The sequence below is a fragment of the Pseudomonas sp. NCIMB 10586 genome, from assembly GCF_023127895.1.
Classification (GTDB): domain Bacteria; phylum Pseudomonadota; class Gammaproteobacteria; order Pseudomonadales; family Pseudomonadaceae; genus Aquipseudomonas; species Aquipseudomonas synxantha_A.
The window spans coordinates 101,469-125,601 of sequence record NZ_SPKQ01000042.1 but is presented as its reverse complement, the minus strand read 5'-3'; the positions used below and the strand labels follow the sequence as shown (position 1 = coordinate 125,601).

The 24,133-nt window shown below is 60.2% G+C and carries 16 protein-coding genes and 1 pseudogene; 9 read left to right on the top strand and 8 right to left on the bottom strand.

Going from position 1 to position 24,133, the window contains the following annotated elements; translation table 11 throughout:
- The first annotated feature begins 54 nt into the window (after nucleotides 1-54).
- The 3 genes from topA (at nucleotide 55) to E4P01_RS15810 (ending at nucleotide 3,740) form a co-directional block, all read left to right on the top strand.
- A complete protein-coding gene (topA, locus tag E4P01_RS15820; RefSeq protein ID WP_005786156.1) occupies nucleotides 55-2,676 on the top strand; it encodes a type I DNA topoisomerase in 2,622 nt (873 codons plus the stop codon).
- Between the two features lie 193 nt (nucleotides 2,677-2,869).
- Nucleotides 2,870-3,391, top strand: coding sequence for a DUF6586 family protein (locus tag E4P01_RS15815; RefSeq protein WP_248130096.1), 522 nt, complete (start codon nucleotides 2,870-2,872; stop codon nucleotides 3,389-3,391).
- 115 nt (nucleotides 3,392-3,506) lie between these two features.
- Nucleotides 3,507-3,740 carry a hypothetical protein gene (locus tag E4P01_RS15810; protein WP_005786160.1) on the top strand — a complete coding sequence of 78 codons (234 nt, stop codon included), beginning with the start codon at nucleotides 3,507-3,509 and terminating at the stop codon, nucleotides 3,738-3,740.
- Between the two features lie 54 nt (nucleotides 3,741-3,794).
- Here E4P01_RS15810 and sulA read toward each other — a convergent pair whose 3' ends face one another.
- Together sulA and lexA are read right to left on the bottom strand one after the other, a co-directional pair.
- Nucleotides 3,795-4,268, bottom strand: coding sequence for an SOS-induced cell division inhibitor SulA (sulA, locus tag E4P01_RS15805; RefSeq protein ID WP_005786162.1), 474 nt, complete (start codon nucleotides 4,266-4,268; stop codon nucleotides 3,795-3,797).
- 10 nt (nucleotides 4,269-4,278) lie between these two features.
- Nucleotides 4,279-4,887 carry a transcriptional repressor LexA gene (gene lexA, locus E4P01_RS15800; protein WP_003172575.1) on the bottom strand — a complete coding sequence of 203 codons (609 nt, stop codon included), beginning with the start codon at nucleotides 4,885-4,887 and terminating at the stop codon, nucleotides 4,279-4,281.
- 263 nt (nucleotides 4,888-5,150) lie between these two features.
- Between lexA and E4P01_RS15795 the strand changes: the two are divergent.
- From E4P01_RS15795 to E4P01_RS15785, 3 genes and pseudogenes are all read left to right on the top strand, one after another.
- A pseudogene (locus tag E4P01_RS15795) lies at nucleotides 5,151-5,858 on the top strand (TetR family transcriptional regulator).
- A 136-nt stretch (nucleotides 5,859-5,994) separates the two neighbouring features.
- On the top strand, nucleotides 5,995-7,005 hold the full coding sequence (gene nagZ, locus E4P01_RS15790; protein ID WP_046071498.1) for a beta-N-acetylhexosaminidase: 1,011 nt from the start codon (nucleotides 5,995-5,997) through the stop codon (nucleotides 7,003-7,005).
- 127 nt (nucleotides 7,006-7,132) lie between these two features.
- Nucleotides 7,133-10,438, top strand: coding sequence for a DEAD/DEAH box helicase (locus tag E4P01_RS15785; protein WP_216090908.1), 3,306 nt, complete (start codon nucleotides 7,133-7,135; stop codon nucleotides 10,436-10,438).
- A gap of 101 nt (nucleotides 10,439-10,539) precedes the next feature.
- On the opposite strand, the gene E4P01_RS15780 is transcribed toward E4P01_RS15785, so the two are convergent.
- From E4P01_RS15780 to mfd, 3 genes are read right to left on the bottom strand one after another with little or no spacing between them, the layout of a single operon-like run.
- The gene (locus E4P01_RS15780) at nucleotides 10,540-13,230 is read right to left on the bottom strand and encodes a DEAD/DEAH box helicase (RefSeq protein ID WP_248130095.1); all 2,691 of its coding nucleotides are present in this window, start codon (nucleotides 13,228-13,230) and stop codon (nucleotides 10,540-10,542) included.
- Nucleotides 13,231-13,239: 9 nt separating this feature from the next.
- On the bottom strand, nucleotides 13,240-13,806 hold the full coding sequence (locus E4P01_RS15775) for a CsiV family protein (protein WP_032877214.1): 567 nt from the start codon (nucleotides 13,804-13,806) through the stop codon (nucleotides 13,240-13,242).
- Between the two features lie 11 nt (nucleotides 13,807-13,817).
- Entirely contained in the window at nucleotides 13,818-17,267 is a 3,450-nt protein-coding gene (gene mfd, locus E4P01_RS15770) for a transcription-repair coupling factor (RefSeq protein WP_148852349.1), read from the bottom strand.
- Nucleotides 17,268-17,607: 340 nt separating this feature from the next.
- On the opposite strand from mfd, the gene E4P01_RS15765 reads away from it, so the two are divergent.
- Nucleotides 17,608-19,071: a glyceraldehyde-3-phosphate dehydrogenase gene (locus tag E4P01_RS15765; protein WP_032803369.1), complete on the top strand. Its 1,464-nt coding sequence runs from the start codon at nucleotides 17,608-17,610 to the stop codon at nucleotides 19,069-19,071.
- 184 nt (nucleotides 19,072-19,255) lie between these two features.
- On the opposite strand, the gene E4P01_RS15760 is transcribed toward E4P01_RS15765, so the two are convergent.
- Complete coding sequence (locus E4P01_RS15760) at nucleotides 19,256-19,789, bottom strand: chalcone isomerase family protein (RefSeq protein ID WP_078820627.1); 534 nt, start codon at nucleotides 19,787-19,789, stop codon at nucleotides 19,256-19,258.
- 213 nt (nucleotides 19,790-20,002) lie between these two features.
- Between E4P01_RS15760 and sthA the strand changes: the two genes are divergently transcribed.
- Nucleotides 20,003-21,397: a Si-specific NAD(P)(+) transhydrogenase gene (sthA, locus tag E4P01_RS15755; RefSeq protein ID WP_216090910.1), complete on the top strand. Its 1,395-nt coding sequence runs from the start codon at nucleotides 20,003-20,005 to the stop codon at nucleotides 21,395-21,397.
- A 42-nt stretch (nucleotides 21,398-21,439) separates the two neighbouring features.
- Here sthA and E4P01_RS15750 read toward each other — a convergent pair whose 3' ends face one another.
- The gene (locus tag E4P01_RS15750; protein WP_003172585.1) at nucleotides 21,440-22,162 is read right to left on the bottom strand and encodes a glycerophosphodiester phosphodiesterase family protein; all 723 of its coding nucleotides are present in this window, start codon (nucleotides 22,160-22,162) and stop codon (nucleotides 21,440-21,442) included.
- A 44-nt stretch (nucleotides 22,163-22,206) separates the two neighbouring features.
- Nucleotides 22,207-22,785, bottom strand: a complete 579-nt coding sequence (locus E4P01_RS15745) for a PilZ domain-containing protein (protein WP_078820629.1) — start codon at nucleotides 22,783-22,785, stop codon at nucleotides 22,207-22,209.
- Nucleotides 22,786-22,879: 94 nt separating this feature from the next.
- Between E4P01_RS15745 and E4P01_RS15740 the strand changes: the two genes are divergently transcribed.
- The gene (locus E4P01_RS15740) at nucleotides 22,880-24,130 is read left to right on the top strand and encodes a lipoprotein-releasing ABC transporter permease subunit (RefSeq protein ID WP_248130094.1); all 1,251 of its coding nucleotides are present in this window, start codon (nucleotides 22,880-22,882) and stop codon (nucleotides 24,128-24,130) included.
- The last annotated feature ends 3 nt before the right edge of the window (nucleotides 24,131-24,133 follow it).

Sequence of the window (24,133 nt, the reverse complement as noted above, 5' to 3'; positions counted from 1 at the left end):
CCGCGACAGGCGCCAACTGCCTTTCACTTCTCGAATTCAGGAATTTTCCGATCCATGGGCAAATCGCTGGTCATTGTGGAATCCCCGGCTAAGGCCAAGACCATCAACAAGTACTTGGGCAACGAGTACGTGGTGAAGTCGAGTATCGGCCATATCCGAGACCTGCCCACCAGCGGTTCGGCTAGCGCCAGCAAGGAGCCTGCCGCCAAGCGCGGCAAGGCGGCCGCGGGCGAAGGTCCGGTGCTCAGCCCTAAAGAGAAAGCGCGCAAGCAGCTGGTCTCGCGCATGGGTGTGGACCCGGACCATGGCTGGAAGGCCAAGTACGAAATCCTTCCGGGCAAGGAAAAGGTCATCGAAGAGCTGCGCCGGCTCGCCAAGGATGCTGACACCATCTATCTCGCGACGGACTTGGACCGCGAAGGGGAAGCCATTGCCTGGCACCTGCGCGAAGCCATCGGCGGTGATGACAGCCGCTACAAGCGTGTGGTGTTCAACGAAATCACCAAGAAAGCCATCCAGGAAGCCTTCTCCAAGCCGGGCGAGCTGGATATTGACCGCGTCAACGCCCAGCAGGCCCGTCGCTTCCTCGACCGCGTCGTGGGCTACATGGTCTCGCCACTGCTGTGGGCGAAAATTGCCCGTGGTTTGTCCGCCGGCCGTGTGCAATCGGTTGCGGTGAAGCTGGTGGTGGAGCGTGAGCGTGAGATTCGTGCGTTCAACCCCGAAGAATATTGGGAAGTGCACGCCGATCTCGGCACCGCCAAGGGCGCCAACGTGCGCTTTGAAGTGGCCCGCGAGAAAGGCGAGGCCTTCAAGCCGCTGAACGAAGCCCAGGCCATGGCCGCGCTGGAGAAGCTCAAGGCCTCCAGCTACAGCATCGTCAAGCGCGAAGACAAACCGACCAGCAGCAAGCCGTCGGCGCCGTTTATCACTTCTACCCTGCAACAGGCCGCGAGCAACCGCCTGGGCTTCGGGGTGAAGAAGACCATGATGATGGCCCAGCGTCTGTATGAAGCCGGTTACATCACCTACATGCGTACCGACTCCACCAACCTGTCGCAAGACGCGGTGGCGATGGCGCGCACGTATATTGAAAGCGAATTCGGCAAGACCTATCTGCCGGAGAAGCCGAACGTCTACAGCAGCAAGGAAGGCGCACAAGAGGCTCACGAAGCGATTCGTCCTTCCGACGCCAACACCACGCCCGCCAAGCTGAGCGGCATGGAGCGTGACGCTGAGCGCCTCTACGAGCTGATCTGGCGCCAGTTCCTGGCCTGCCAGATGCTGCCGGCGCAATACCTGTCTACCACTGTCAGTGTGGGCGCTGGCGACTTCGAGCTGCGCGCCAAGGGCCGTATCCTCAAGTTCGACGGCTACACCCGTGTCATGCCGCAAATCGCCAAGCCTGGCGATGACGACGTGCTGCCGGACATGGCCCAGGGCGATACGTTGAAGCTGATCAAGCTCGACCCGTCCCAGCACTTCACCAAGCCGCCGGCGCGCTATTCCGAAGCCAGCCTGGTGAAAGAGATGGAAAAGCGCGGTATCGGTCGCCCGTCGACCTATGCAGCGATCATTTCTACCATCCAGGACCGTGGCTACGTCGCGCTGCACAACCGTCGTTTTTATTCGGAAAAGATGGGCGATATCGTTACCGAGCGTCTGTCCGAGAGCTTCTCCAACCTGATGGACTACGGCTTCACCGCCGGTATGGAAGAGAACCTCGATGACGTGGCCCAGGGCGAGCGCGACTGGAAAAACGTGCTGGATGAGTTCTACGGCGACTTCAAGAAAAAACTCGAAGTGGCCGAGAACCCTGAGAGCGGTATGCGCGCCAACCAGCCGGTGATGACGGATATTCCGTGCACCACCTGCGGTCGACCAATGCAGATTCGTACCGCCTCCACGGGCGTGTTCCTCGGTTGCTCAGGCTACAGCCTGCCGCCCAAAGAGCGCTGCAAGGCGACCGTCAACCTGGTGCCGGGCGATGAAATCGCGGCTGATGACGAGGGTGAATCCGAGTCGCTAGTGCTGCGTGGCAAGCACCGCTGCCCGATCTGCAGCACGGCGATGGACGCCTACCTGCTGGACGAGAAGCACAAGTTGCACATCTGCGGTAACAACCCCGATTGCAATGGCTACGAGATCGAAGAGGGCACCTACCGCATCAAAGGCTATGAAGGTCCGAGCCTGGAATGCGATAAGTGCGGCAGCGAGATGCAGCTCAAGACCGGCCGTTTCGGCAAGTTCTTCGGCTGCACCAATCCTACCTGCAAGAACACGCGCAAACTGCTCAAAAGCGGTGATGCGGCGCCGCCGAAGATGGATCCGGTGAAGATGCCGGAGCTCAAGTGCGAAAAGGTCAACGACACCTACATCCTGCGTGACGGTGCTTCGGGGCTGTTCCTGGCTGCCAGCCAGTTCCCGAAAAACCGCGAGACCCGTGCGCCGCTGGTGATGGAGATCGTGCCGCACAAGGACGAGATCGATCCGAAGTACCACTTCCTGTGTGAAGCACCGAAGAAGGACCCGGATGGTCGCCCAGCCGTAATCCGCTACAGCCGCAAGACCAAGGAGCAGTACGTGCAGACCGAAGTGGACGGCAAGCCTACCGGCTGGAAAGCGTTCTACGACGGCGGCAAGTGGAAGGTCGAGGACAAGCGCCAGGGCGCTTGATCCGTCGGATGCGCTGAAGATCCAATGTGGGAGGGGGCTTGCCCCCGATGAGGGAGTGTCAGTTGATACATCTGTAACTGACCCACCGCCATCGGGAGCAAGCCCCCTCCCACATTTGCACTTGCAGTACGTTCGGCTGATCCGTGACACTGTTCAGCCAGCATCACGCCTATTCGTTGTGGAGATTGCCGTCATGGCCAACGAACTCTATACCCGTACCAATCAGAAAATTTACTTCGCGGGTTTATCCCTGGACGCCCTTGGCCGTGCAGAGGAAGGGAAGGAGATGAATGCCATCGCGCTGGTGCAGGCGGGGCGCGAAGCGGCCTTGTTTCATCTCTATGGCGCGTTGCTGGGGCTGTGCCATGAAATTGCAGGGTTCTATCGCTTGCCCCAGGCGGGTGCCCCCCGTGCAAAAATGATCATGAATCGTGAAGTGCTCGATTCGATGGCGATCCCTGAGTTGGCCGAGTTGGTGGAAATGGCCCAGAGCCCTGACAGTTGGGTGGCACGGCTGCTCAAGGCCCATGCCGATATGTTCCATCCACCACGTATTCCCCATGTGCCCAAGGGCGATGTCACCCAGCCGCTGATCGTTGCCGTGGCGTTGGAACAGGATGAGCCCAAGCCCTTGGGGCGCGAAGAGTTGGAAGGCTGGCGCCAGAAGCTGAAAAAGATGGCGCTGCGTTTCCGTGAGGGGTTGAACGAGTGCTGAAGGTAGGCGCTCGCCGGGCACCATTCATCAAGCCGTAAAGAAACCTGCCCGGTTCCTCTGCGAGGCTGGGTGGATGACTGATATAATCTCGGCCTTTCGTGGAGAACAGACTTTTATGCCAACGTCCTTTCTGGAAATTGTTGAACTGCCTGATGGCCGAATCGAACTGCGCCGGGCTGAGGACGAAGGTTCTCTGGTTATTCTGGATTTTTCCGAAGATGCCAAAGTGTTCCTGCAGGGCCAGCACGTGGAAGTGGCTAAAGCCATGTTGAGCGTGGGCGTGCAGATGGCAGGTCGCCTGGCTGAAGGCGAGCCGGAGAAGGACGACGGCCCGCGGGTACTTCACTGAAGTCTTGTGGTGAAGGGGCTTCCAAGCCCGATCACTGCAAGCCAAGCTGTAGTTTTATCCCAAACGAATATTCAAACTCTGAGCGTCGCCCGTACGTGCGGCACTGATGAGTTGCTGCTTGGCGCTCGCATTCAACGGATTCAACCAGCTCACCACCGTATGACTGCGGCCTAGACGCAAGGCCTCACAGGTCAACTGCTGGGCGCTCTGCGCTCCCCGTGGCTGCAATAGCAGGATGCGCTCGCGGTTGAGGCCGGCGTCCCGCAGCCAGGCCTGGGTCAGGCTGGCGGGCGGGGCGATCAGCGTCAGCCAGCGTGCGTCCTGGTCTTCGCTCAATTCGCGCAGAATTGGCGCCAGCAGGTTCAGGCAGCTTTCGGCTGCACCGCGCAACGACAATTCACTGAACGCCTCAGGTTCACCGCCCCAGGGGGCTTCGACCGTTTCCTTGAGGATAGGCGCAAGGGGTTGGGCCATAAAGGCCTCGAACAGCGACAGTTGTGTGTGTTGTGGGGTGTGCACGAGCTGCATGATGCCTCCTTTAGCGGCGAATGACGCCGACACTCAAGCCTTCGATCACCAGGTCCTGATCTTTCAGGTTGACTTCAATCGGGGCGAACTCAGGGTTCTCGGCCAGTAGCCAGACCTTGCTGCCTTCACGCTTGAAGCGTTTGACCGTGACCTCATCACCGATACGGGCGACGACGATCTGGCCATTGCGGGCTTCACGGGTGGTATGCACGGCGAGCAGGTCGCCATCGAAGATGCCTACGTCCTTCATGCTCATGCCGTGCACACGCAACAGATAGTCGGCGCGAGGATGGAAGAAGGTCGGGTTGATGTTGCAGGATTCCTCGACGTGCTGCTGCGCCAGGATCGGCGCACCGGCAGCGACGCGGCCGATGATCGGTAGTGTCGATTCGTCGGCCTTGGCTTCAAAGCCAGGGATGCGGATACCGCGTGAAGCCCCTGGAGTCATCTCGATCGCGCCTTTGCGAGCGAGCGCCTTGAGGTGTTCTTCCGCGGCATTCGGGGACTTGAACCCCAGTTCCAGGGCAATCTCCGCACGGGTAGGCGGGTAACCGTTATCATCGAGGCAGCGCTTGATGAAGGCCAGAATCTCGGCTTGGCGTGGCGTCAGTTTTAGCATGTTGATCGCTCTGTCTTTTTATACAGTGACTGGGATTATATACAGTGAACTGCGCTTGGCAATCATCCTTTTGCGCGACTCCGCTGGACGGTCATGCGTCACCCTTCCTACAACGTAGATAGGGTGTTGCCTACACGGCGAAAGGGATGTGATTAAATAGCGATGAAAGGGGTGACTGCCCGGCCGGAAAGCGAACCCGCAGGCTTGACAAGACACACTCTGAAACGTATGTTTCAAACAAGTGTTTGTCAGGCGGAGTAGCCATGGCCCAGTCGGAAACCGTTGAACGCATTCTCGATGCTGCCGAGCAATTGTTCGCGGAAAAAGGATTTGCTGAAACCTCATTGCGGCTGATCACCAGCAAGGCTGGGGTCAACCTCGCTGCCGTGAACTATCATTTCGGCTCGAAAAAAGCCCTGATCCAAGCGGTGTTTTCCCGCTTCCTGGGGCCATTCTGTGCCAGCCTCGACCGTGAGTTGGAGCGCCGCCAGGCCAAGGCTGATCACAAGCCAAGCCTGGAAGAGCTGCTGGAAATTCTTGTAGAGCAGGCGTTGGTCGTGCAACCTCGCAGTGGTAATGACCTGTCGATCTTCATGCGCCTGCTGGGCCTGGCGTTCAGCCAGAGCCAAGGCCACCTGCGTCGTTACCTGGAAGACATGTACGGCAAAGTATTCCGCCGCTATATGTTGCTGGTCAACGAGGCGGCCCCACGTATTCCGCCTATCGAACTGTTCTGACGCGTGCATTTCATGCTCGGCGCTGCGGCGTTCAGCATGTCCGGGATCAAGGCGTTGCGAGCGATAGCCGAGACCGATTTCGGCGTGAACACCTCGATCGAACAGGTGATGCGCCTGATGGTGCCGTTCCTCGCTGCGGGTATGCGCGCCGAGACCGGCGTCACCGACTCGACCATGGCCGCCGCCCAATTGCGCCCACGCAGCAAAACTGCACCGGTCGCCGCCAAGGTTTGATCGCCCCTGGGTGTGCGTGGCCGCTAGCATCCGCTAAGCTAGCCGCCATGCCGATTTCAGCTATTTATCCGCAACCCGTCGTGCTGACCGTGCCTGGTCAGCCCGACGGGTTGTGTGCGTTATTTAAGGAAGGTTTATGACTGCTGCCCTGCAAGGTTCTTTGATGGTCGACGTTGCCGGTACCTGGCTGACGGCCGAGGATCGTCACCTGTTGCGCCAACCGGAAGTGGGCGGTCTGATTATTTTTGCGCGCAATATCGAGCATCCACGCCAGGTTCGCGAGCTGAGTGCGGCGATCCGTGCGGTGCGCCCGGACCTGCTGCTGGCGGTCGACCAGGAAGGCGGGCGCGTACAGCGCCTGCGCCAGGGCTTTGTGCGCCTGCCAGCCATGCGCGCGCTGGCCGATAACCCCAACGCTGAATACCTGGCAGAACAGTGCGGCTGGATCATGGCCACCGAAGTACTGGCCGTGGGTCTCGACCTGAGTTTCGCCCCAGTGCTGGACCTGGATTACCAACGCAGCGCCGTGGTCGGCACTCGCTCCTTCGAAGGCGACCCCGAGCGCGCCGCCGTACTGGCCGGTGCCTTTATTCGCGGCATGAACAGCGCCGGCATGGCCGCCACCGGCAAGCACTTCCCCGGGCACGGTTGGGCCGAGGCCGATTCCCACGTCGCGATTCCCAATGACGAACGCAGCCTGGAACAGATTCGTGCCAATGACCTGGTGCCTTTCGCACGCTTGAGCAAGCAATTGGCCGCAGTAATGCCTGCGCATGTGATCTACCCGCAGGTCGACAGCCAGCCCGCCGGGTTCTCACGCCGTTGGTTGCAGGACATCCTGCGCGGCGAGTTGCAGTTCGACGGGGTGATTTTCAGTGATGACCTGTCCATGGCGGGCGCCCATGTGGTCGGCGATGCGGCGAGTCGGATCGAGGCGGCGCTGACGGCGGGTTGTGACATGGGGCTGGTGTGCAATGACCGCGCGGCTGCCGAGCTGGCACTCACCGCCGCGCAGCGGATGAAGGTTACGCCGTCGGCGCGGATTGCGCGTATGCGTGGGCAGGCGGTTGCGTCGACTGATTACAAACAGGATCCGCGCTGGTTGACGGCTCTCACAGCGTTGCGGGACGCTCAGCTGATTGAGTGAACGGCGCCTGTGCTGTTAAGAAGCTTGGTGTAAGAAGCGTCTGGATATGGCTGTAGCTATCTCTTACCGCCTTGTAGGAGTCGCCCTGCTTTAAATCTCGTTGCTGACCGCTGTAGAGTTCTGCTCCATGAATGACCTGATTGCACGTATCGTCGAGTTGGATTGGCAGGAATACTTTGACCCTCGCTCGCTGGAGCGTGGCTTTGAGTATGCTGGCGAAAATCGTCTTGAGATAAAAGAATTCGGACAGGACAGACTGATTGCACAGTGCAAGGGGTCTGGCCGGAATGTCTATAGCCTGGCGATTACCCTGGAGGGGGCAACATCCCGTTGGACGGGCCTCAGGTGCGTCTGTTCTTGCCCGGTGGCGATCAATTGCAAGCACGCCGCTGCAACCTTGTTTACGTTGACCGCGCTGTATGACGAGCTGAACGAACCGAAAAAGCAGGTGGCCGACCGTCTGAGTCCGCAGCTCGAAAGCTGGCTTGAGAGTATTCCTGAGCCCACCCAGGTGGGTGAGGTTCAGCCCAAGAATACCGGTACCTGTTTGCTGTATCAGATCACTCCCGAGGTTTATTCCAGTGGCTGGTTATTGGACGTGTACCGGGCGCGCGTGACGAAAAAAGGTGACTACAGCGATATCAGGCCGCTGTACTCGATGGATGAGACATTGCGGCGCGCCCCTGGTTATATGCATGAGCTGGATACGCGTATTGGTCGACTGCTGATGTTGGGCCGCTCTTATGGGAGTTATGGCAGCAGCTTTCAGCTGGCGGGCGAGATGGGGGCTGAAATTCTCCAATTGGCGTTGAAAACCCAGCGCCTGTTTCTTGAGGTGGGCCCAAGACTGGCGCTTAACCCTGGCCCGGCCCGCACCGCTCGTTTCGATTGGGCTGTGATGCCCGATGGCAATTACATTCCCAGTTGGATCAGTGACGGGCTCGAGTTGGACGACGTGTTGCCCCTCAAACCGCTTCATTATCTTGACCTCGATAACATGGCAATCGGGGTGGTTGAGCACGGGCTGGATGAGAATCTGGCCATGCATCTGTGCAACTTGCCGATGATTCCTGCTGATCAAGTCGCGTTATTCAGTCATCGCATCAGCGCGGCGTCCAAGGTGATTCCGCCGCCGCGCAAGCTGACCGAGCGTGTAGTCGATACGTTGGAGCCTCAAGGGTGCCTTACCTTGGGAAGCGACGAGTCCTACGTGTACAGCCAGACCGACTATCGGCGGGTGATCACCCTGGAACACCGCGCTGCCTTGGCTTTCCGTTACAACACCAGCCAGGTCAGCGGCAAGGGCACTGAGGACATCCTGTTTCTCAACAGCACCGAAACCCAGCGCATTCAACGCAAGCCGGCGGCTGAAAAAGCCCTGCGCAAGACGCTCACAAAAATCGGCTTCAAAACGGTCAATCGTAAAACCCGTGCGCTGCCTGCCAGTGCAGGAGAGATGTTCGATCTACCCAATGATGAAGCCTGGCTGGCGTTTGTTGAGAGCGGGCTGTCGGTTTTGCGTGAGGCAGGGTGGGACGTCGTCATCCACCCGGGGTTTTATTACGATGTGGAGGCTGTAGACGGCTGGTACGCGGACATCGAAGAGTCGCCCGGCCACGAGTGGTTTGACCTTGAGCTGGGCATTGAGGTCAACGGCGAGCGTCACAGTCTGCTGCCAATCGTATTAGACTTGATGCGTCGTCAACCCAAACTGCTTGACGCCGCCTACATGGCCGAGCGTGATGATCAGGAGCGCGTGTTGGTCAGTCTGGGCGCCCGCACTCATACCAAAGTCGCGCTGCCCTACGGTCGTATCAAACCCCTGATGGCGACCCTCGGCGAACTCTACCTGCGTGCACCGGAAGGCGATGCACTGCGGCTGAGTGCGCCGGATGCGGCGCGGCTCAGTAACCTGGATGCACTACCCTTGGTCTGGCAGGGCGGCGAGCGACTGCGTGATTTCGCCAAGCGCCTTAAAGACTCCATTCACGTTCATGTGCCGGCTCCTCGGGGCCTGAACGCGGAACTGCGCGGCTATCAGCTCGAAGGGCTGAACTGGATGCAAACACTGCGCGAGCTGGAAGTCGGCGGGATCCTGGGTGACGACATGGGGCTTGGCAAAACCCTGCAGGCGCTCGCACATTTGCTCTGCGAAAAGCAGTCTGGCCGTTTACAGGCGCCTGCACTGGCGGTAATGCCCACCAGCTTGATCCCGAACTGGATGGACGAAGCTGCGCGTTTTACGCCACAGCTCAAAGTCCTGGCACTGCACGGTGCGCAGCGTCAGGCTGACTTCATGCGCTTGACCGATTACGACCTGGTACTCACCACCTATGCACTGTTGCCGCGGGACCTCGAAGTCCTGCAGCCTCAGCGCTGGAGCGTGCTGATCCTGGACGAAGCGCAAAACATCAAGAACCCCAACAGCAAAGCGGCCCAGGCTGCTCGTCAGTTGGAGGCCGGTCAGCGTTTATGCTTGAGCGGTACGCCTTTGGAAAACCACTTGGGTGAGCTGTGGTCGCTGTTCCACTTCCTGTTACCGGGCTGGTTGGGCGACAGCAAAACCTTTAATCGTGATTACCGTACGCCCATCGAGAAACACGGTAATGCGCAGCGTATGCAGCACCTCAGCGCACGTATCAAACCGTTCCTGTTGCGACGTAAAAAGGAGCAGGTCGCGACGGAATTACCGCCCAAGTCCGAAATCGTCCACTGGGTCGAGCTGAGCGATGCACAGCGGGATGTCTACGAAACGGTACGCGTGGCGATGGACAAGAAGGTGCGCGACGAAATCAGTCGGCATGGCGTGGCCCGTAGCCAAATCATCATTCTCGAAGCACTGCTCAAACTGCGCCAGGTGTGCTGTGACTTGCGCCTGGTCAAATCTGCGCCGGTGACTAAAGCTGTCAAGGCCGGCACTGGCAAGTTGGGCAGCCTGATGGAGATGCTGGAAGAGTTACTCAGCGAGGGGCGGCGGATTTTGTTGTTCTCGCAATTCACCTCGATGCTGGCGTTGATTGAAGAAGAGCTCAAGCAGCGTGGGCTTGAGTATTCGATCCTGACGGGAGACACCCTTGACCGACGTACGCCAGTGAAGAACTTCCAGGACGGTAAGACACCATTATTCCTGATCAGCCTGAAAGCGGGCGGTACGGGCTTGAACCTGACGGCGGCCGATACGGTGATTCATTACGATCCGTGGTGGAACCCTGCAGTGGAGAGTCAGGCCACCGACCGGGCTTATCGTATAGGCCAGGATAAGCCGGTGTTTGTGTACAAGATGATTGCCCGGGGCACGGTGGAAGAGAAGATCCAGGCGTTGCAGTTGGAAAAGGCGGCCTTGGCTGATGGTGTGTTGGAAGGGGGCGCCAGTGCCGGTTGGAAGCTGGAGCAGCGGGATATTGAGGCGCTGTTTGCTCCTTTGCCTGGCTGAGGACCGCGTCGCGGCCATCGCAGGCAAGCCAGCTCCCACATTTTGATGTGTGAATACATTCAAGTGTGGGAGCTGGCTTGCCTGCGATAGCGATCTAACAGTCAGCGCTTCTCTTGCTTATTAGACAGTGGTGCGAAGAGCGCCTCGATATCCTCATTACCCAACTGCCAATCCCCCGTGGTCCGCCCATCCAGCACGCCCGCCGCCAAGTCGGATTTCTCCTTCTGCAGGTGCTGGATTTTCTCCTCCACCGTGCCTCGGGCAATCATCTTGTACACGAACACCGGTTTTTCCTGCCCGATGCGATACGCACGGTCGGTGGCCTGGTTTTCCGTGGCCGGGTTCCACCACGGGTCGTAGTGAATCACCGTGTCGGCTTCGGTCAGGTTCAAACCCACGCCACCGGCCTTCAAGCTGATCAAAAAGATCTGCAACTTGCCGCTCTGGAAATCCTTCACCGGTGTACGTCGGTCACGGGTCTGGCCGGTCAGCAATGCATAGGCAATCCCGCGTTTTTTCAGTTCGATTTCGATCAGGCTCAGCATCGAAGTGAACTGCGAGAACAGCAGAATCCTGCGGCCTTCGGCAAACAGCTCGTCAAGCATGTCCATCAGGCTGTCGAGCTTGCCCGAGCTGCTGCCACGCGCCGGCAGAGTGGCGTCGTTGACCAGGCGCAGGTCGCAGCACACTTGTCGCAGTTTGAGCAGCGCTTCAAGGATGATGATCTGGCTGCGGGCCACGCCCTTGCGGGTGATTTCGTCGCGGACTTTTTTATCCATGGCCAGACGCATGGTTTCGTACACGTCGCGCTGGGCCTCGTTGAGGTCGACCCAGTGGATGATCTCAGTCTTGGGTGGCAGTTCGGTCGCCACCTGTTCCTTGGTGCGGCGCAGCAGGAACGGTTTGATTCGACCGTTGAGGTGCTGCAAGCGCACTTCACTGGCGCGTTTTTCAATCGGCACGCGGTAATCACGGTTGAAGCTCTTCACGTCGCCCAGCCAACCCGGCAACAGGAAGTGGAACAGCGACCACAGTTCACCCAAGTGGTTTTCCAATGGCGTGCCGCTCAGGCACAGGCGCTGGCGGGCATTCAGCTCGCGTGCGGCCTGGGCGGCCTTGCTGGACGGGTTCTTGATGTACTGCGCTTCATCCAGGATCAATACATGCAAGGGCAGGGCGGCGAGCGTGTCGATGTCCTTGGGCAGCAGGGCATAGGTGGTCAGCAGCAGGTCGTAGTCGTGCAGGTTGGCGAAGTGTTTCTTGCGCCCTGCGCCGTACAGCGCCTGCACCCGCAGTTGCGGGGTGAAGTGCGCTGCTTCGTCGAGCCAGTTCGGAATCAGGCTGGTGGGCATCACGACCATGCAGGGCCGATCAAGGCGCCCGGCGATTTTCTCGGTGAGAATATGCGCCAGGGTTTGCAGGGTTTTGCCCAGGCCCATGTCGTCCGCGAGAATCCCGCCCACTTCCAACTGGCGCAGTGACTGCATCCAGCTCAAGCCTTCCAGTTGATAGGGGCGCAAGGTTGCGTTCAGGCCCTCGGGCGCCACGCAGGTGAAGTCCTTGATGTCCCGCAGGCGTTGGGCGAAGTTGCGGATCTTCTCGCCACCCTCCCATTGCAACGGCAGGTCTTCCAGCGGGTTGAGCCTGATCGCGTCGGCCTTGGCCAGGCGCAACGTCGTGGTGCCGGTTTCCTGCAGGTAGAACTCGCCGAGAGTCGCCAGCACCGGCTTCAAGCGCCCGTAGGGCAACGCCACTTGCAGCGGGCCGTGGCCGTTGGGCAGCCCGGGAATATTCACCAGGATCAGTTCATCATCGCGGCGCCTTGCGAGTTTTTCCGGGTTGAGGATCTCGGTGTGGGAGCGCATCAGGTTCAGCAATATCGGCAGCAGGCTCAACCGTTCGCCATTGACGATGATGCCCAACTCCAGGTCGAACCAGTCACGCTCCGGCGCTTCATCGACGCTGGCGTACCAGTCGTCCACCGGGCTCAGGTCGAAACCGAAGTCTTCATCGATTTGCAGCTCCCAGCCCTCGGCCCGCAGCGTTGGCGATGAGTTGAGCGTGAAGTTCAGCCAGGCGCTGTCATTGACCATCTCGAACAGCTCGCCGGCGCTTTCAGGCAAGGCCTTGCTTTGGCGCGTAGCGATCTTGAAACCGAGCAGACGCAGCTGTTCGCGACAGGCTTGTTCCAGCTCGGGGTGGCGCTTGATTCGCAGGCTCTGGGTGTCCTGGCGCACGATAATATCGGCGTTCTTTTGCCCACTGACGTAATTGCCCAGGTAGTTGAACGACAGTGCCGCACGGTGCTGGATATAGCGCTGCATCTTGCCGTTGCGCGGTTCGAACGCGCTGAACTCGACGCTCGCCAGCCACAGGCGTGGCACGGGCTGCACATCCTCCATGACCACCTGCGGCAGGACCACGCGGTTATCCAGCACGGCCTGGAGTTTTTCCAGCAGTTGCGCATCCTGGGTCGCCGCCGGATAGGCCAGGGTTTCCTGGACCTTGAGCAACACCGCTGCGATGTGTTTGCAGTTGGTGTGCACCGGGCAGGTACAGCGGCTGTCCACCAGGATCAGCAGGCCCTTGGCCGACTCACGCAACGAGATGGTTTGCCGATAGACGTTACCGCCGGAGCCTTCGCAACTGGCGGTAATGGTGCTGTCACCGCACTCGACGATGCGCACGCGGTTTTCCAGTGCGTAACGCCGCCCGCGCTCCAGGCTCTGCTCTTTGAAGCGATTGGCCCACGAAGGGGCCAGGGGTTTGGTCAGAGGCGAAGTGAGGGGCATGGCGCTGGATCAGTCCTGCATGTCGGGCGGCGGTGCGCTGGGCGGCTTGGCGGTCAGCGAGGTGATCTTGATCAGCAACGCCAGGTGGCCGCCGTCCAGGTAATTAAGCTGGTTGTTCTTGGTGCGTACGTCTTTCTGCGCCAGGTGTTCACTGGCGATCACGCTGCCGTTGCCGTCGAACTGGTTGATCCAGAAGTCGGCATCGATGTCGGTGAAACGACCCAGTTGCAGGCTCAGCACGCCTTCGATAGGGAACTGGCCGAATTGCTCCTGGCCGTCGGTGATCGCGATCCTCACCGGCTGCTCGCCCAGGTTCTGTTCCCAGGCCTTGTGCGCGAGCACGGTGTAGTTGGAGTCGGCGCGCAATTTTTCGACGATGTTGCCCAGGCGCGGCGGGCTCAGCCGCTCGCCCAGGCGCTGGGCGCCGCCGTCCCAGTTCTCCGGGGCGGCGCGGCTGTTGATCACCGGCTCGGCATTCTGGCGCACCAGGATCATTTCCACCTGGTACGGGCTGTCGGCAAATGCCGAAGGCGCGAGTACCACCAACAACAGGCTCAGAATGCGGAACAAGCGCATGGCGGCGTCCTTCAAGCGGATTTCGGGATGAGGCGCTCAAACAGCGCCTCCAGGGTATTGAAGCGTTCTTCGGCACGTTCCATCGGCACCATGAACTTGAACAGCGTAGCCCCTTCGAACTTGTAGCGGTTGGGCTGGCCCTGGATCAGCTTGATCAGTACCAACGGGTCGACCGGCGTCTGCGCTTCGAATTCGATACGCCCACCTTGCGGCCCGGCGTCGACCTTCTTGATCCCCAACTGCTCGGCCTGCAACTTGAGCAGGGTCAGGCGCACCAGGTTCTTGGTCGGTTCGGGCAGCAGTCCGAAGCGGTCGATCATCTCTACTTGCAGGTCCTTGAGGCCCTCTTCGTCGGTGGCCGAGGCGATGCGCTTGTAGAGGATCAGTCGCGCATGAACATCCGGCAGGTAGTCTTCAGGAATCAATGCCGGCAAGCGCAGGTTGATCTCCGGGCCGCCGCCCAGAGGTTGATCGAGGTTCGGTTGTTCGCCCTTGCGGATGGCTTTCACTGCGCGTTCGAGCATCTCCATATATAGCGTGAAGCCGACCGCCTGGATCTGCCCGCTCTGGCCGTCCCCCAGCAGTTCGCCGGCGCCACGGATTTCCAGGTCGTTGGTGGCCAGCACAAAGCCGGCGCCGAGGTCCTGGGTGTTGGCGATGGCTTCCAGGCGCTTTTCCGCGTCGCTGGTAATTTGCTGGCGCGGCGGTGTAAGCAGGTAGGCGTAGGCCTGGTGGTGACTGCGCCCGACACGGCCGCGCAGTTGGTGCAGCTGCGCCAGGCCGAACTTGTCGGCGCGCTCGATGATGATGGTGTTGGCGCTGGGCACGTCGATGCCGGTCTCGATGATGGTCGAGGCGATCAGCACGTTGAAGCGCTTGTGGTAGAAGTCGCTCATTACCTGTTCGAGTTCGCGCTCGCGCATCTGCCCGTGGCCGATGGCGATACGGGCTTCCGGCACCAGCTCGGCGAGGTCGGCGGCGCATTTCTCGATGGTCTTCACATCGTTGTGCAGGTAATACACCTGGCCGCCGCGCAGCAGTTCACGCAGCAGTGCTTCCTTGACCGTGCTCTTGTTCTGCTCCATCACGAAGGTGCGCACCGACAGGCGGCGTGCGGGTGGCGTCGCGATGATCGACAGGTCGCGCATACCCGATACGGCCATGTTCAGCGTGCGCGGAATCGGCGTAGCGGTGAGGGTAAGGATGTCAACTTCGCTGCGCAGGGCCTTGAGCTGTTCTTTCTGACGCACACCGAAGCGGTGTTCTTCGTCGATGATCACCAGGCCCAGATTCTTGATCTTCACATCGTCTGACAGCAGTTTGTGGGTGCCGATGACGATATCGATCTTGCCCTCGGCCAGGTCGGCAACGGCGGCATTCACTTCCTTGGCGGACTTGAAGCGGCTCATCACCTCCACGGTCACTGGCCAGTCGGCAAAGCGGTCGCGGAAGCTGTTGTAGTGCTGCTGGGCGAGCAGGGTAGTCGGCACCAGGATCGCCACCTGGCGACCGCCGTGCACTGCAATAAAGGCGGCGCGCATGGCCACTTCGGTTTTGCCGAAGCCCACGTCGCCACACACCAGGCGGTCCATCGGCTTGGGCGCGAGCATGTCGGCGCGCACCGCCTCGATGGTGGTTTGCTGGTCCGGAGTTTCTTCGAAGGCGAAGCCGGCACTGAAGGTGGCGTAGTCGGCTTTCGGGTCAGCGAACGCGTAACCTTCGCGGGCGGCACGGCGGGCATAGATGTCGAGCAATTCTGCGGCCACGTCGCGAACCTGTTCGGCGGCCTTGCGCTTGGCTTTCTGCCAGGTCTCGGAGCCCAGGCGATGCAACGGTGCCAAAGCGTCGTCGCTACCGGTGTAACGGGCGATCAGGTGCAGGCTGGCCACCGGCACGTAGAGCTTGGCGCCCTCGGCGTATTCCATGGTGAGGAATTCGGCGGCCTGGTTGTCGATCTCCAGTGTCTGCAAGCCCAGGTAGCGGCCTACACCATGGTCGATGTGCACCACCGGGGCGCCTTCGCGCAGCTCGGTGAGGTTCTTGATCACTGCATCATTGTTGGCGTCTGCGCGTTTTTCCCGGCGACGGCGTTGCATCACGCGCTGGCCGAAAAGCGGGCTCTCGGCGATCAGGGCGAGGGCCGGGTCGTCCAGCAACAAGCCTTCGTCCAAGGGGGCGATGGTGATCGCCAGGCGCTCTTTGCTATTGACAAAATCCGGCCAGCTGTCGACGGTCTTGGGCCGCAGTTTCAAGCGTTCCAACAGCTCCAGCAGCACTTCGCGGCGCCCGGCGGACTCGGCGGTAAACAGCACGCGGCCAGGGAAGTCACCGAGGAAGTTGGACAGCGCTTCCAACGGTTGCGTGGCTTTGGCCTGGATCGCCAGGTCGGGCAGGGTTCCCGCGGGGAAGCGTTCCCGACCACTGCCGGCGTCTACATCTTGTTGGCTGGCGACCACGCGCGGCCAGTTTTTCAAGCGGGCGAAGCAGTCTTCTACGGGAAGGAACAATTCGGCGGGCGGCAATAAAGGCCGGGACGGATCGACGCGGCGCTCTTCATAGCGGTTGCGCACGTCGTTCCAGAAGTTTTCCGCCGCCTGCTCGATGCCTGGCAGCGAGAACACCTGGGTGTCCTGGGGCAGATAGTCGAAGAGGGTGGAGGTTTCGTCGAAGAACAATGGCAGGTAGTACTCGATACCCGCTGGGGTAATCCCGCTGCTTAAGTCCTGGAAGATTGGGCAGCGACGGAAATCCACGTCAAAGCGTTCGCGAAAGCGTGCCTTGAAGCGCGTGACCGCGTCTTTTTGCAGCGGGAATTCCCGCGCCGGCAGCAGCTTGATCGAGTCGACCTTGTCGATGGAGCGCTGGTTTTCCGGATCAAAGGTGCGCAAGGTCTCGATTTCGTCATCGAACAGGTCGATGCGATACGGCAACTTGCTGCCCATCGGGAACAGGTCGATCAGGGCGCCGCGCACTGCGAACTCACCGTGCTCGTACACCGTGTCGACGCAGCGGTAGCCGCTGGCTTCCAGGCGCGTGCGCATCTGTTCTACGTCGAGCTTCTGGCCGATATCCAGCACCAGGCTGCTGCCGAGCAGGAATTTGGTCGGCGCCAGGCGGTGCAGGGCCGTGGTGATCGGCACCACCAGCACACCGTGGGCCAGTTCCGGCAAGCGGTACAGGCTGGCGATGCGCTGGGAGATGATGTCCTGGTGCGGCGAGAACAGGTCGTAGGGCAGGGTTTCCCAGTCGGGAAAATGCAGCACCGGCAAATCCGGGGCGAAGAAGCTCAGCTCCTGCTCCAACCGTTCGGCACTTTGGCTGTCGGCGGTAAGCAGCAGGGTAAAGCGCTTGGCTGCGCTGGCAGCCTCGGCAATGGCCAGGCTCAGGGCGGCACCGGGCAGGTTGCCCCAGTGCTGTTTACCTGCCGCGGCAGGGAGAAGCGGTAGACGCAGAACGGGCACGGAAGGTTGAGCTCCAAGCGTTGCGACAAAGTCGGTAATTGTAACGGCCCCAGGTGCCGCCTGTCAGTTGCTGACTGTGCCTATTACGGTTTGTAGGAAATGTAGTGGCTAAGACAAACAATGACCGGTTTTGACTCAATATGTAGTGCCAAAATGCGCGAATGTTTAGGAGTGTTACGGACAAGTCGGCGATGGTGCTGGACTAGTGGCCTTCTGGAACCCGCGTATTTACTGGGCTGTAGCGCGGAGGTATTTTTTTGCAAGGGCTTTTTGTTGCCCCTCGCGCATTGCTCAACGGCCAGTCGGGCGACATAATGTAGCCCCTTTTTTCTGCCCCTACATGTGGAAGGTTCCCGTGACTCAGAAGCCCGACCAGTGTCTTGGTGAATGGATCGACCGTGAAGCACTCGCAGAAGCGATGATTCCGCTTATCGGCCAGCTGTACCGCAATAACAATGTGGTGAGCTCGATCTATGGCCGCAGCCTGATCAACCAGTCTGTCATCGCGATTCTCAAAGCTCACCGCTTTGCGCGCCATCGCTCCGCCGACGACAGCGAACTCTCCGTCCACGAAACATTCCCACTGCTTAAAGCCATGAGCGAGCTCAAGCTCGGCGCGGCCTCGGTAGACCTGGGCAAGTTGGCCTACAAATTCCGCAAGGAAGGCGCCGGCCGCAGTGCCGAGCAGTTCGTGCGTGAAGAAATGGCCGATGTGGTTGGCCAGCAAAACGCTGCCGCCCGCAAAGGCACCGACGTGGTGCTGTACGGCTTCGGCCGTATCGGCCGCCTGCTGGCGCGCATCCTGATCGAGAAAACCGGTGGCGGCGACGGCCTGCGCCTGCGTGCCATCGTGGTGCGCAAAGGCGCCGAGAACGACCTGACCAAGCGCGCCAGCCTGCTGCGTCGCGATTCGGTACACGGCTCGTTCAACGGCACCATCACCATTGACGAAGAAAACAACACCATTACCGCCAACGGTAACCTGATCCAGGTGATCTACGCGAAGAACCCGACCGAGGTGGATTACACCCAGTACGGCATCCAGGACGCCCTGCTGGTGGACAACACCGGCGTATGGCGTGATGCCGAGGGCCTGGGCCAGCACCTGGCTTGCCCGGGTATCGACCGTGTCGTGTTGACCGCGCCTGGCAAAGGCAAGCTCAAGAACATCGTGCACGGCATCAACCACGCTGAAATCACCGCTGACGACAAGATCGTGTCCGCCGCTTCCTGCACCACCAACGCCATCGTGCCGGTGCTCAAAGCTGTGAATGACAAGTTCGGTATCGTCAACGGCCACGTTGAAACCGTTCACTCGTACACCAACGACCAGAACCTGATCGACAACTTCCACAAGGGCGATCGCCGTGGTCGTAGCGCCGCGTTGAACATGGTGATCACCGAGACCGGTGCTGCCACCGCCGCCGCCAAGGCCCTGCCTGAGCTGGCCGGCAAGCTGACCGGTAACGCGATCCGTGTACCGACGCCGAACGTGTCGATGGCCATTCTCAACCTCAACCTTGAGAAAGCCGCCACCCGCGAAGAGATGAACGAGTACCTGCGCTACATGGCGCTGCACTCCGATCTGCACAAGCAGATCGACTTCGTCAACTCGCAGGAAGTGGTCTCCACCGACTTCGTTGGCTCGCGCCACGCCGGTGTGGTGGACGCTGAAGCGACCATCACCCAGGACAACCGTGTTGTGCTGTACGTGTGGTACGACAACGAGTTTGGCTACAGCTGCCAGGTGGTTCGCGTGATGGAAGACATGGCTGGGGTCAACCCGCCTGCGTTCCCGCGCTAAGCCTTTGGGCTGAATGAGAAAGCCCCGACTGGTTCGGGGCTTTTTTATGGCTGTGGGTTTTGCGTTGCCTGGAGGGCCTCATCGGGGGCAAGCCCCCTCCCACATTGGGTCGTATTCCTTCAGGGTGGCCTCGGTCAACTGTGGGAGGGGGCTTGCCCCCGATGGCGGTGCTACAGCCGACACATCAATTCAGCAACTTGTCGCGCAACTCATCAGACAGTCCTTTGGGCGCCAGCCAGATGCCCAGGTAGGCCCGCGCCAGTTCCTCATCACGACTGCTGAACACCACCTGCTCATTGATCTCCAGCTTCAACCCACGGCCCGGACGAAAATCCAGGGCATAACGATCACCGCTGCGGACGTTGCGAAAGCTGGCGTGCAACTGATCCAACTGCGGCTTTAATCGAGCATTGGCTTGCTGGCGTTCCAGGGTTACCGTGGCCGCCTTGATTACATCATCGCGGTCAATGTCGCGAAAGTAATACAACGCCAGGCGCACAGCCTTCTGTTGCTCCCAGGCTTGCTTTGCAGCGAGGTCAGCCGGTGCATACAGCGCCGCCGCATACACATCCGCCCAAAGATAGTTGAACACCGCCTGGTTTTTCAGGGCCAGCCCCTCGACCTGTGCGGGGAAGCTTGCCTGCTTGAGCCGCTTCGCATCGTTGGCGTGCGTCGTGAGCGACACTATCAGCATTAAACAAAAAAATAGTTGTCGCATAAGGCTCACCCTCAATTCGGCGCTGATTTGCGTCCTGTAGTATGGCAACACTGGCCTACGACGCGACCAAGGGTTAATGTTCGCGGCGCTCGGCCTTCTATAGACTGTGCCCCGGTTCACACACTTGAGCCAAATTGTCCTTCATGACCGCTGGCCGCGGCATGATTTAGCCCGGCGTCCAACCGTACGCCTGGCCTGTTCTGAGGAGTACGCATGGCTGTCTACAACTACGACGTGGTGGTACTGGGTTCCGGCCCGGCTGGAGAAGGTGCGGCGATGAACGCTGCCAAAGCAGGGCGCAAGGTGGCGATGGTCGATAGCCGTCGTCAGGTCGGCGGTAACTGCACCCACCTGGGTACCATCCCGTCCAAGGCGTTGCGTCACTCCGTGCGCCAGATCATGCAGTTCAACACCAACCCGATGTTCCGGGCCATTGGCGAGCCGCGCTGGTTCTCGTTCCCGGACGTGTTGAAAAGCGCCGAAAAAGTCATCTCCAAGCAAGTCGCTTCGCGTACCGGCTACTACGCCCGTAACCGCGTCGACCTGTTCTTCGGCACCGGCAGCTTCGCCGACGAGCAAACCGTCGAAGTGGTCTGCGCCAATGGCGTGGTCGAGAAGCTGGTGGCCAAGCACATCATCATCGCCACCGGTTCGCGCCCGTATCGCCCGGCGGACATCGATTTCCACCACCCGCGTATCTACGATAGCGACACCATCCTCAGCCTGGGCCACACCCCGCGCAAACTGATCATCTATGGCGCCGGCGTGATCGGCTGCGAATACGCCTCGATCTTCAGCGGCCTGGGGGTACTGGTGGAGCTGGTGGACAACCGTGACCAGTTACTGAGCTTCCTCGACTCGGAAATTTCCCAGGCGTTGAGCTACCACTTCAGCAACAACAACATCACCGTGCGCCACAACGAAGAGTACGAGCGGGTCGAAGGCATGGACAACGGTGTGATCCTGCACCTCAAGTCCGGCAAGAAGATCAAGGCCGACGCCTTGCTGTGGTGCAACGGCCGTACCGGCAACACCGACAAGCTGGGCATGGAAAACATCGGGGTCAAGGTCAACAGCCGTGGCCAGATCGAAGTGGATGAGAACTACCGCACCTGCGTGCCGAACATCTACGGCGCCGGTGACGTGATCGGCTGGCCGAGCCTGGCCAGTGCCGCCCATGACCAGGGCCGCTCGGCCGCCGGCAGCATTGTCGACAATGGCAGCTGGCGCTACGTGAACGACGTACCGACCGGGATCTACACGATTCCCGAGATCAGCTCCATCGGCAAGAACGAGCACGAACTGACCAAGGCCAAGGTGCCTTACGAAGTCGGCAAGGCGTTCTTCAAGAGCATGGCACGTGCGCAGATCGCCGGTGAGCCGCAAGGCATGCTGAAGATCCTGTTCCACCGCGAGACCCTGGAAGTACTCGGCGTGCATTGCTTCGGCTACCAGGCGTCGGAGATCGTGCACATTGGCCAGGCGATCATGAACCAGCCGGGTGAGCAAAATACCCTCAAGTATTTCGTCAACACCACCTTCAACTACCCGACCATGGCCGAAGCCTATCGGGTAGCCGCCTACGACGGCCTCAACCGGCTTTTTTGAGCGGCTCCGGCCGGTGGCCTGAGCCGGCCGGGGAGACCGATTTCAGTAATTCCCGAGAGTGGCAGTGGCCAAACCGGGAAAGTCTGTAATCAGGCTATCTACGCCGAAGTCGGCGAGCCTGCGCATCAGCGCAGGTTCGTTGACCGTCCACACGGATACATGCAAACCCTGGCGCTGGGCTTTCTCCAGGCGCTCAGGGGTGCATAACGTCCAGTTCAATGCCAGGTACTCACAGCCGTAGTTCTGCGCGACTTTCAACGGGTCGAGCCAGGCGTATTCGGCCACCAGGCCGCGTGACAGGTCCGGGGTGAGTTCTACCGCGGCTTTCAACACCTCCCGAGAGCTTGAGGTCACCGTGACCTTGTCCATCAGGCCAAAGCGTACGGCCATCTCACGGATTGCCAGCACGGTGGTTGCAGCGCGAGTGCGTGAAGCGCTTTTGACTTCCAGTTGCCAGTGATCGAAGTCGCACTTTTCGAACAGCTCCTCCAGGCGTGGGATCGGGCACGGGCTGACCCAACCCGGGCCGCCTTTGCGCGCGTCCATCTTCACCAGATCAGCCGCCGAGTACTCGACGACCTTGCCGCGCCGGTCGGCGGTGCGCTTGAGGGTCGGGTCATGGATGACCATCAGCTCGCCGTCCATGGACAGGTGCAGGTCCAGTTCGCAACGACGTACGCCGTGCTTGAGGCATTCCTGAAAACTGGTCAGGGTATTTTCCGGTGCTTCGCCTTTGGCACCGCGATGGCCGTAGATCAGGGTCACAGTTGCTCCTTTGCGCCAGGATCGCTGGCGGAATGAATAGGTATTCAGAGGTCGTCGCTTTGCTCTCGCGCCAGACGGCGTTCCTGCGCCTGCTTTTGCAGGATGTAGCGCGCCAGCAGTTGGCGTTGGGCATCGGTCATGGATTCGAATTCCGTGCCCACATCAAAGCCCTCGCCCTGGGGATCGCAATGGGTTACCCGTGCGCGCAGTAACAGGCCGAGCGCTTGGGGCATCAGCACCAGCTTGACTGCCAGATGGGTATCGGGGGCCAGCGGGGTAGGGTGCCGGAAGTCGATGCCGCCTTCGGAAAGAATCACCGGTTGCGGCGCGCCCACTTCAGCCAGCAGGCCGCGGGCCATGACTTGGCTGAGCAGATCCAGGCGCTTGTTTTGCACTTTGAGGAAGGCCGCCAGGCTGCGATCTTTCTCGCTGATCTGACGCAGCAGGTGCTGGGCTTCGAATTCGCTCAGGTGCAGTTCGCTGAGCAGATTGAACAGCGGCGAATCATCCAGCAACACTTCCTTGCTCGCCGCGTCGGGGCCAGACAATGTGCTGATTTGAAGTGCGATCATGTCGTCGATACGGTAGTATTCGCGGCGCTCTTCTTCATCTAATGTCGACATGGCGAACCCCAGGTAACGGTAATGGTCTGAGTGTAAAGCTGCTTACCAGACCCCGCCACCGGGACGTCTTCTTTTCCTCCGAACAAGCCCCGACATGTTCAGACCTCTCTTCGTTTTTATCGGCACGCGTTATACCCGTGCAAAGCGTCGCAATCATTTTGTGTCGTTCATTTCCTTGACCTCGATGATCGGTCTCGCCCTGGGCGTGGTTGTGATGATCGTGGTGCTGTCGGTGATGAACGGCTTCGATCATGAGATGCATACCCGTGTGCTGGGCATGGTGCCCCACGCGACCATTGAGGGCGATGCGCCCATCAACGACTGGCAAAGCCTGGCCGCCAAGGTCAAGCAGAACCCCAAGGTGGTGGCGGTCGCGCCGTTTACCCAGATGCAGGGGTTGCTGACCAACGACGGCAAGGTGCAGAAAATCCTGCTCAATGCCATCGACCCGGCCCAGGAACGCAACGTCTCGATCATCGACAAGTTCATGCAGCAAGGTAAGCTCGACGACCTGGCCCCTGGCAGTTTCGGCATCGTTATCGGTGACAAGGCCGCGGCCAAGCTCGGTGTGGGCGTTGGCGACAAGCTGACCTTCGTCGCTCCGGAAGTCACCGTGACCCCGGCCGGCATGTTCCCGCGCATGAAGCGCTTTACCGTGGTGGGTACCTTCCACGTCGGCGCCGGCGAGATCGACGGTTACATCGGCCTGACCAACCTTACCGACCTGGCCCGCCTGCATCGCTGGCAGCCGGACCAGGTGCAGGGCCTGCGGCTGAAGTTCAACGACCTGTTCGACGCCCCGCGCGGCGCCTGGGAAATTGCCCAGCACTTGGGTGAATCCGAGTATTACGCCCGCGACTGGACCCGTACCCACGGCAACCTCTACCAGGCCATCCGCATGGAGAAAGCCATGATCGGCCTGCTGTTGCTGCTGATCGTCGCCGTGGCTGCGTTCAACATCATTTCCACGCTGGTGATGGTAGTGAACGACAAGAAGGGCGATATCGCCATCCTGCGTACCCTGGGCGCCACGCCGGGGCAGATCATGGCGATCTTCATGGTGCAGGGCACCGTGATTGGCGTGGTCGGCACCCTGATCGGTACCGCGGTGGGCATTCTGGCCGCGCTGAACGTCAGCGCCGCCATCGCCTTGCTTGAAAAAGTGATCGGCCACAAGTTTCTCAACGCTGACGTCTACTTCATCGACTACTTGCCGTCCCAGGTGCAAACCCAGGACGTGCTGATGGTGGGCGGCGCCGCGTTGGTCCTGAGCTTCCTTGCCACCCTGTATCCAGCCTGGCGCGCGGCACGTACCCAGCCAGCACAGGCATTACGTTATGAGTGAATC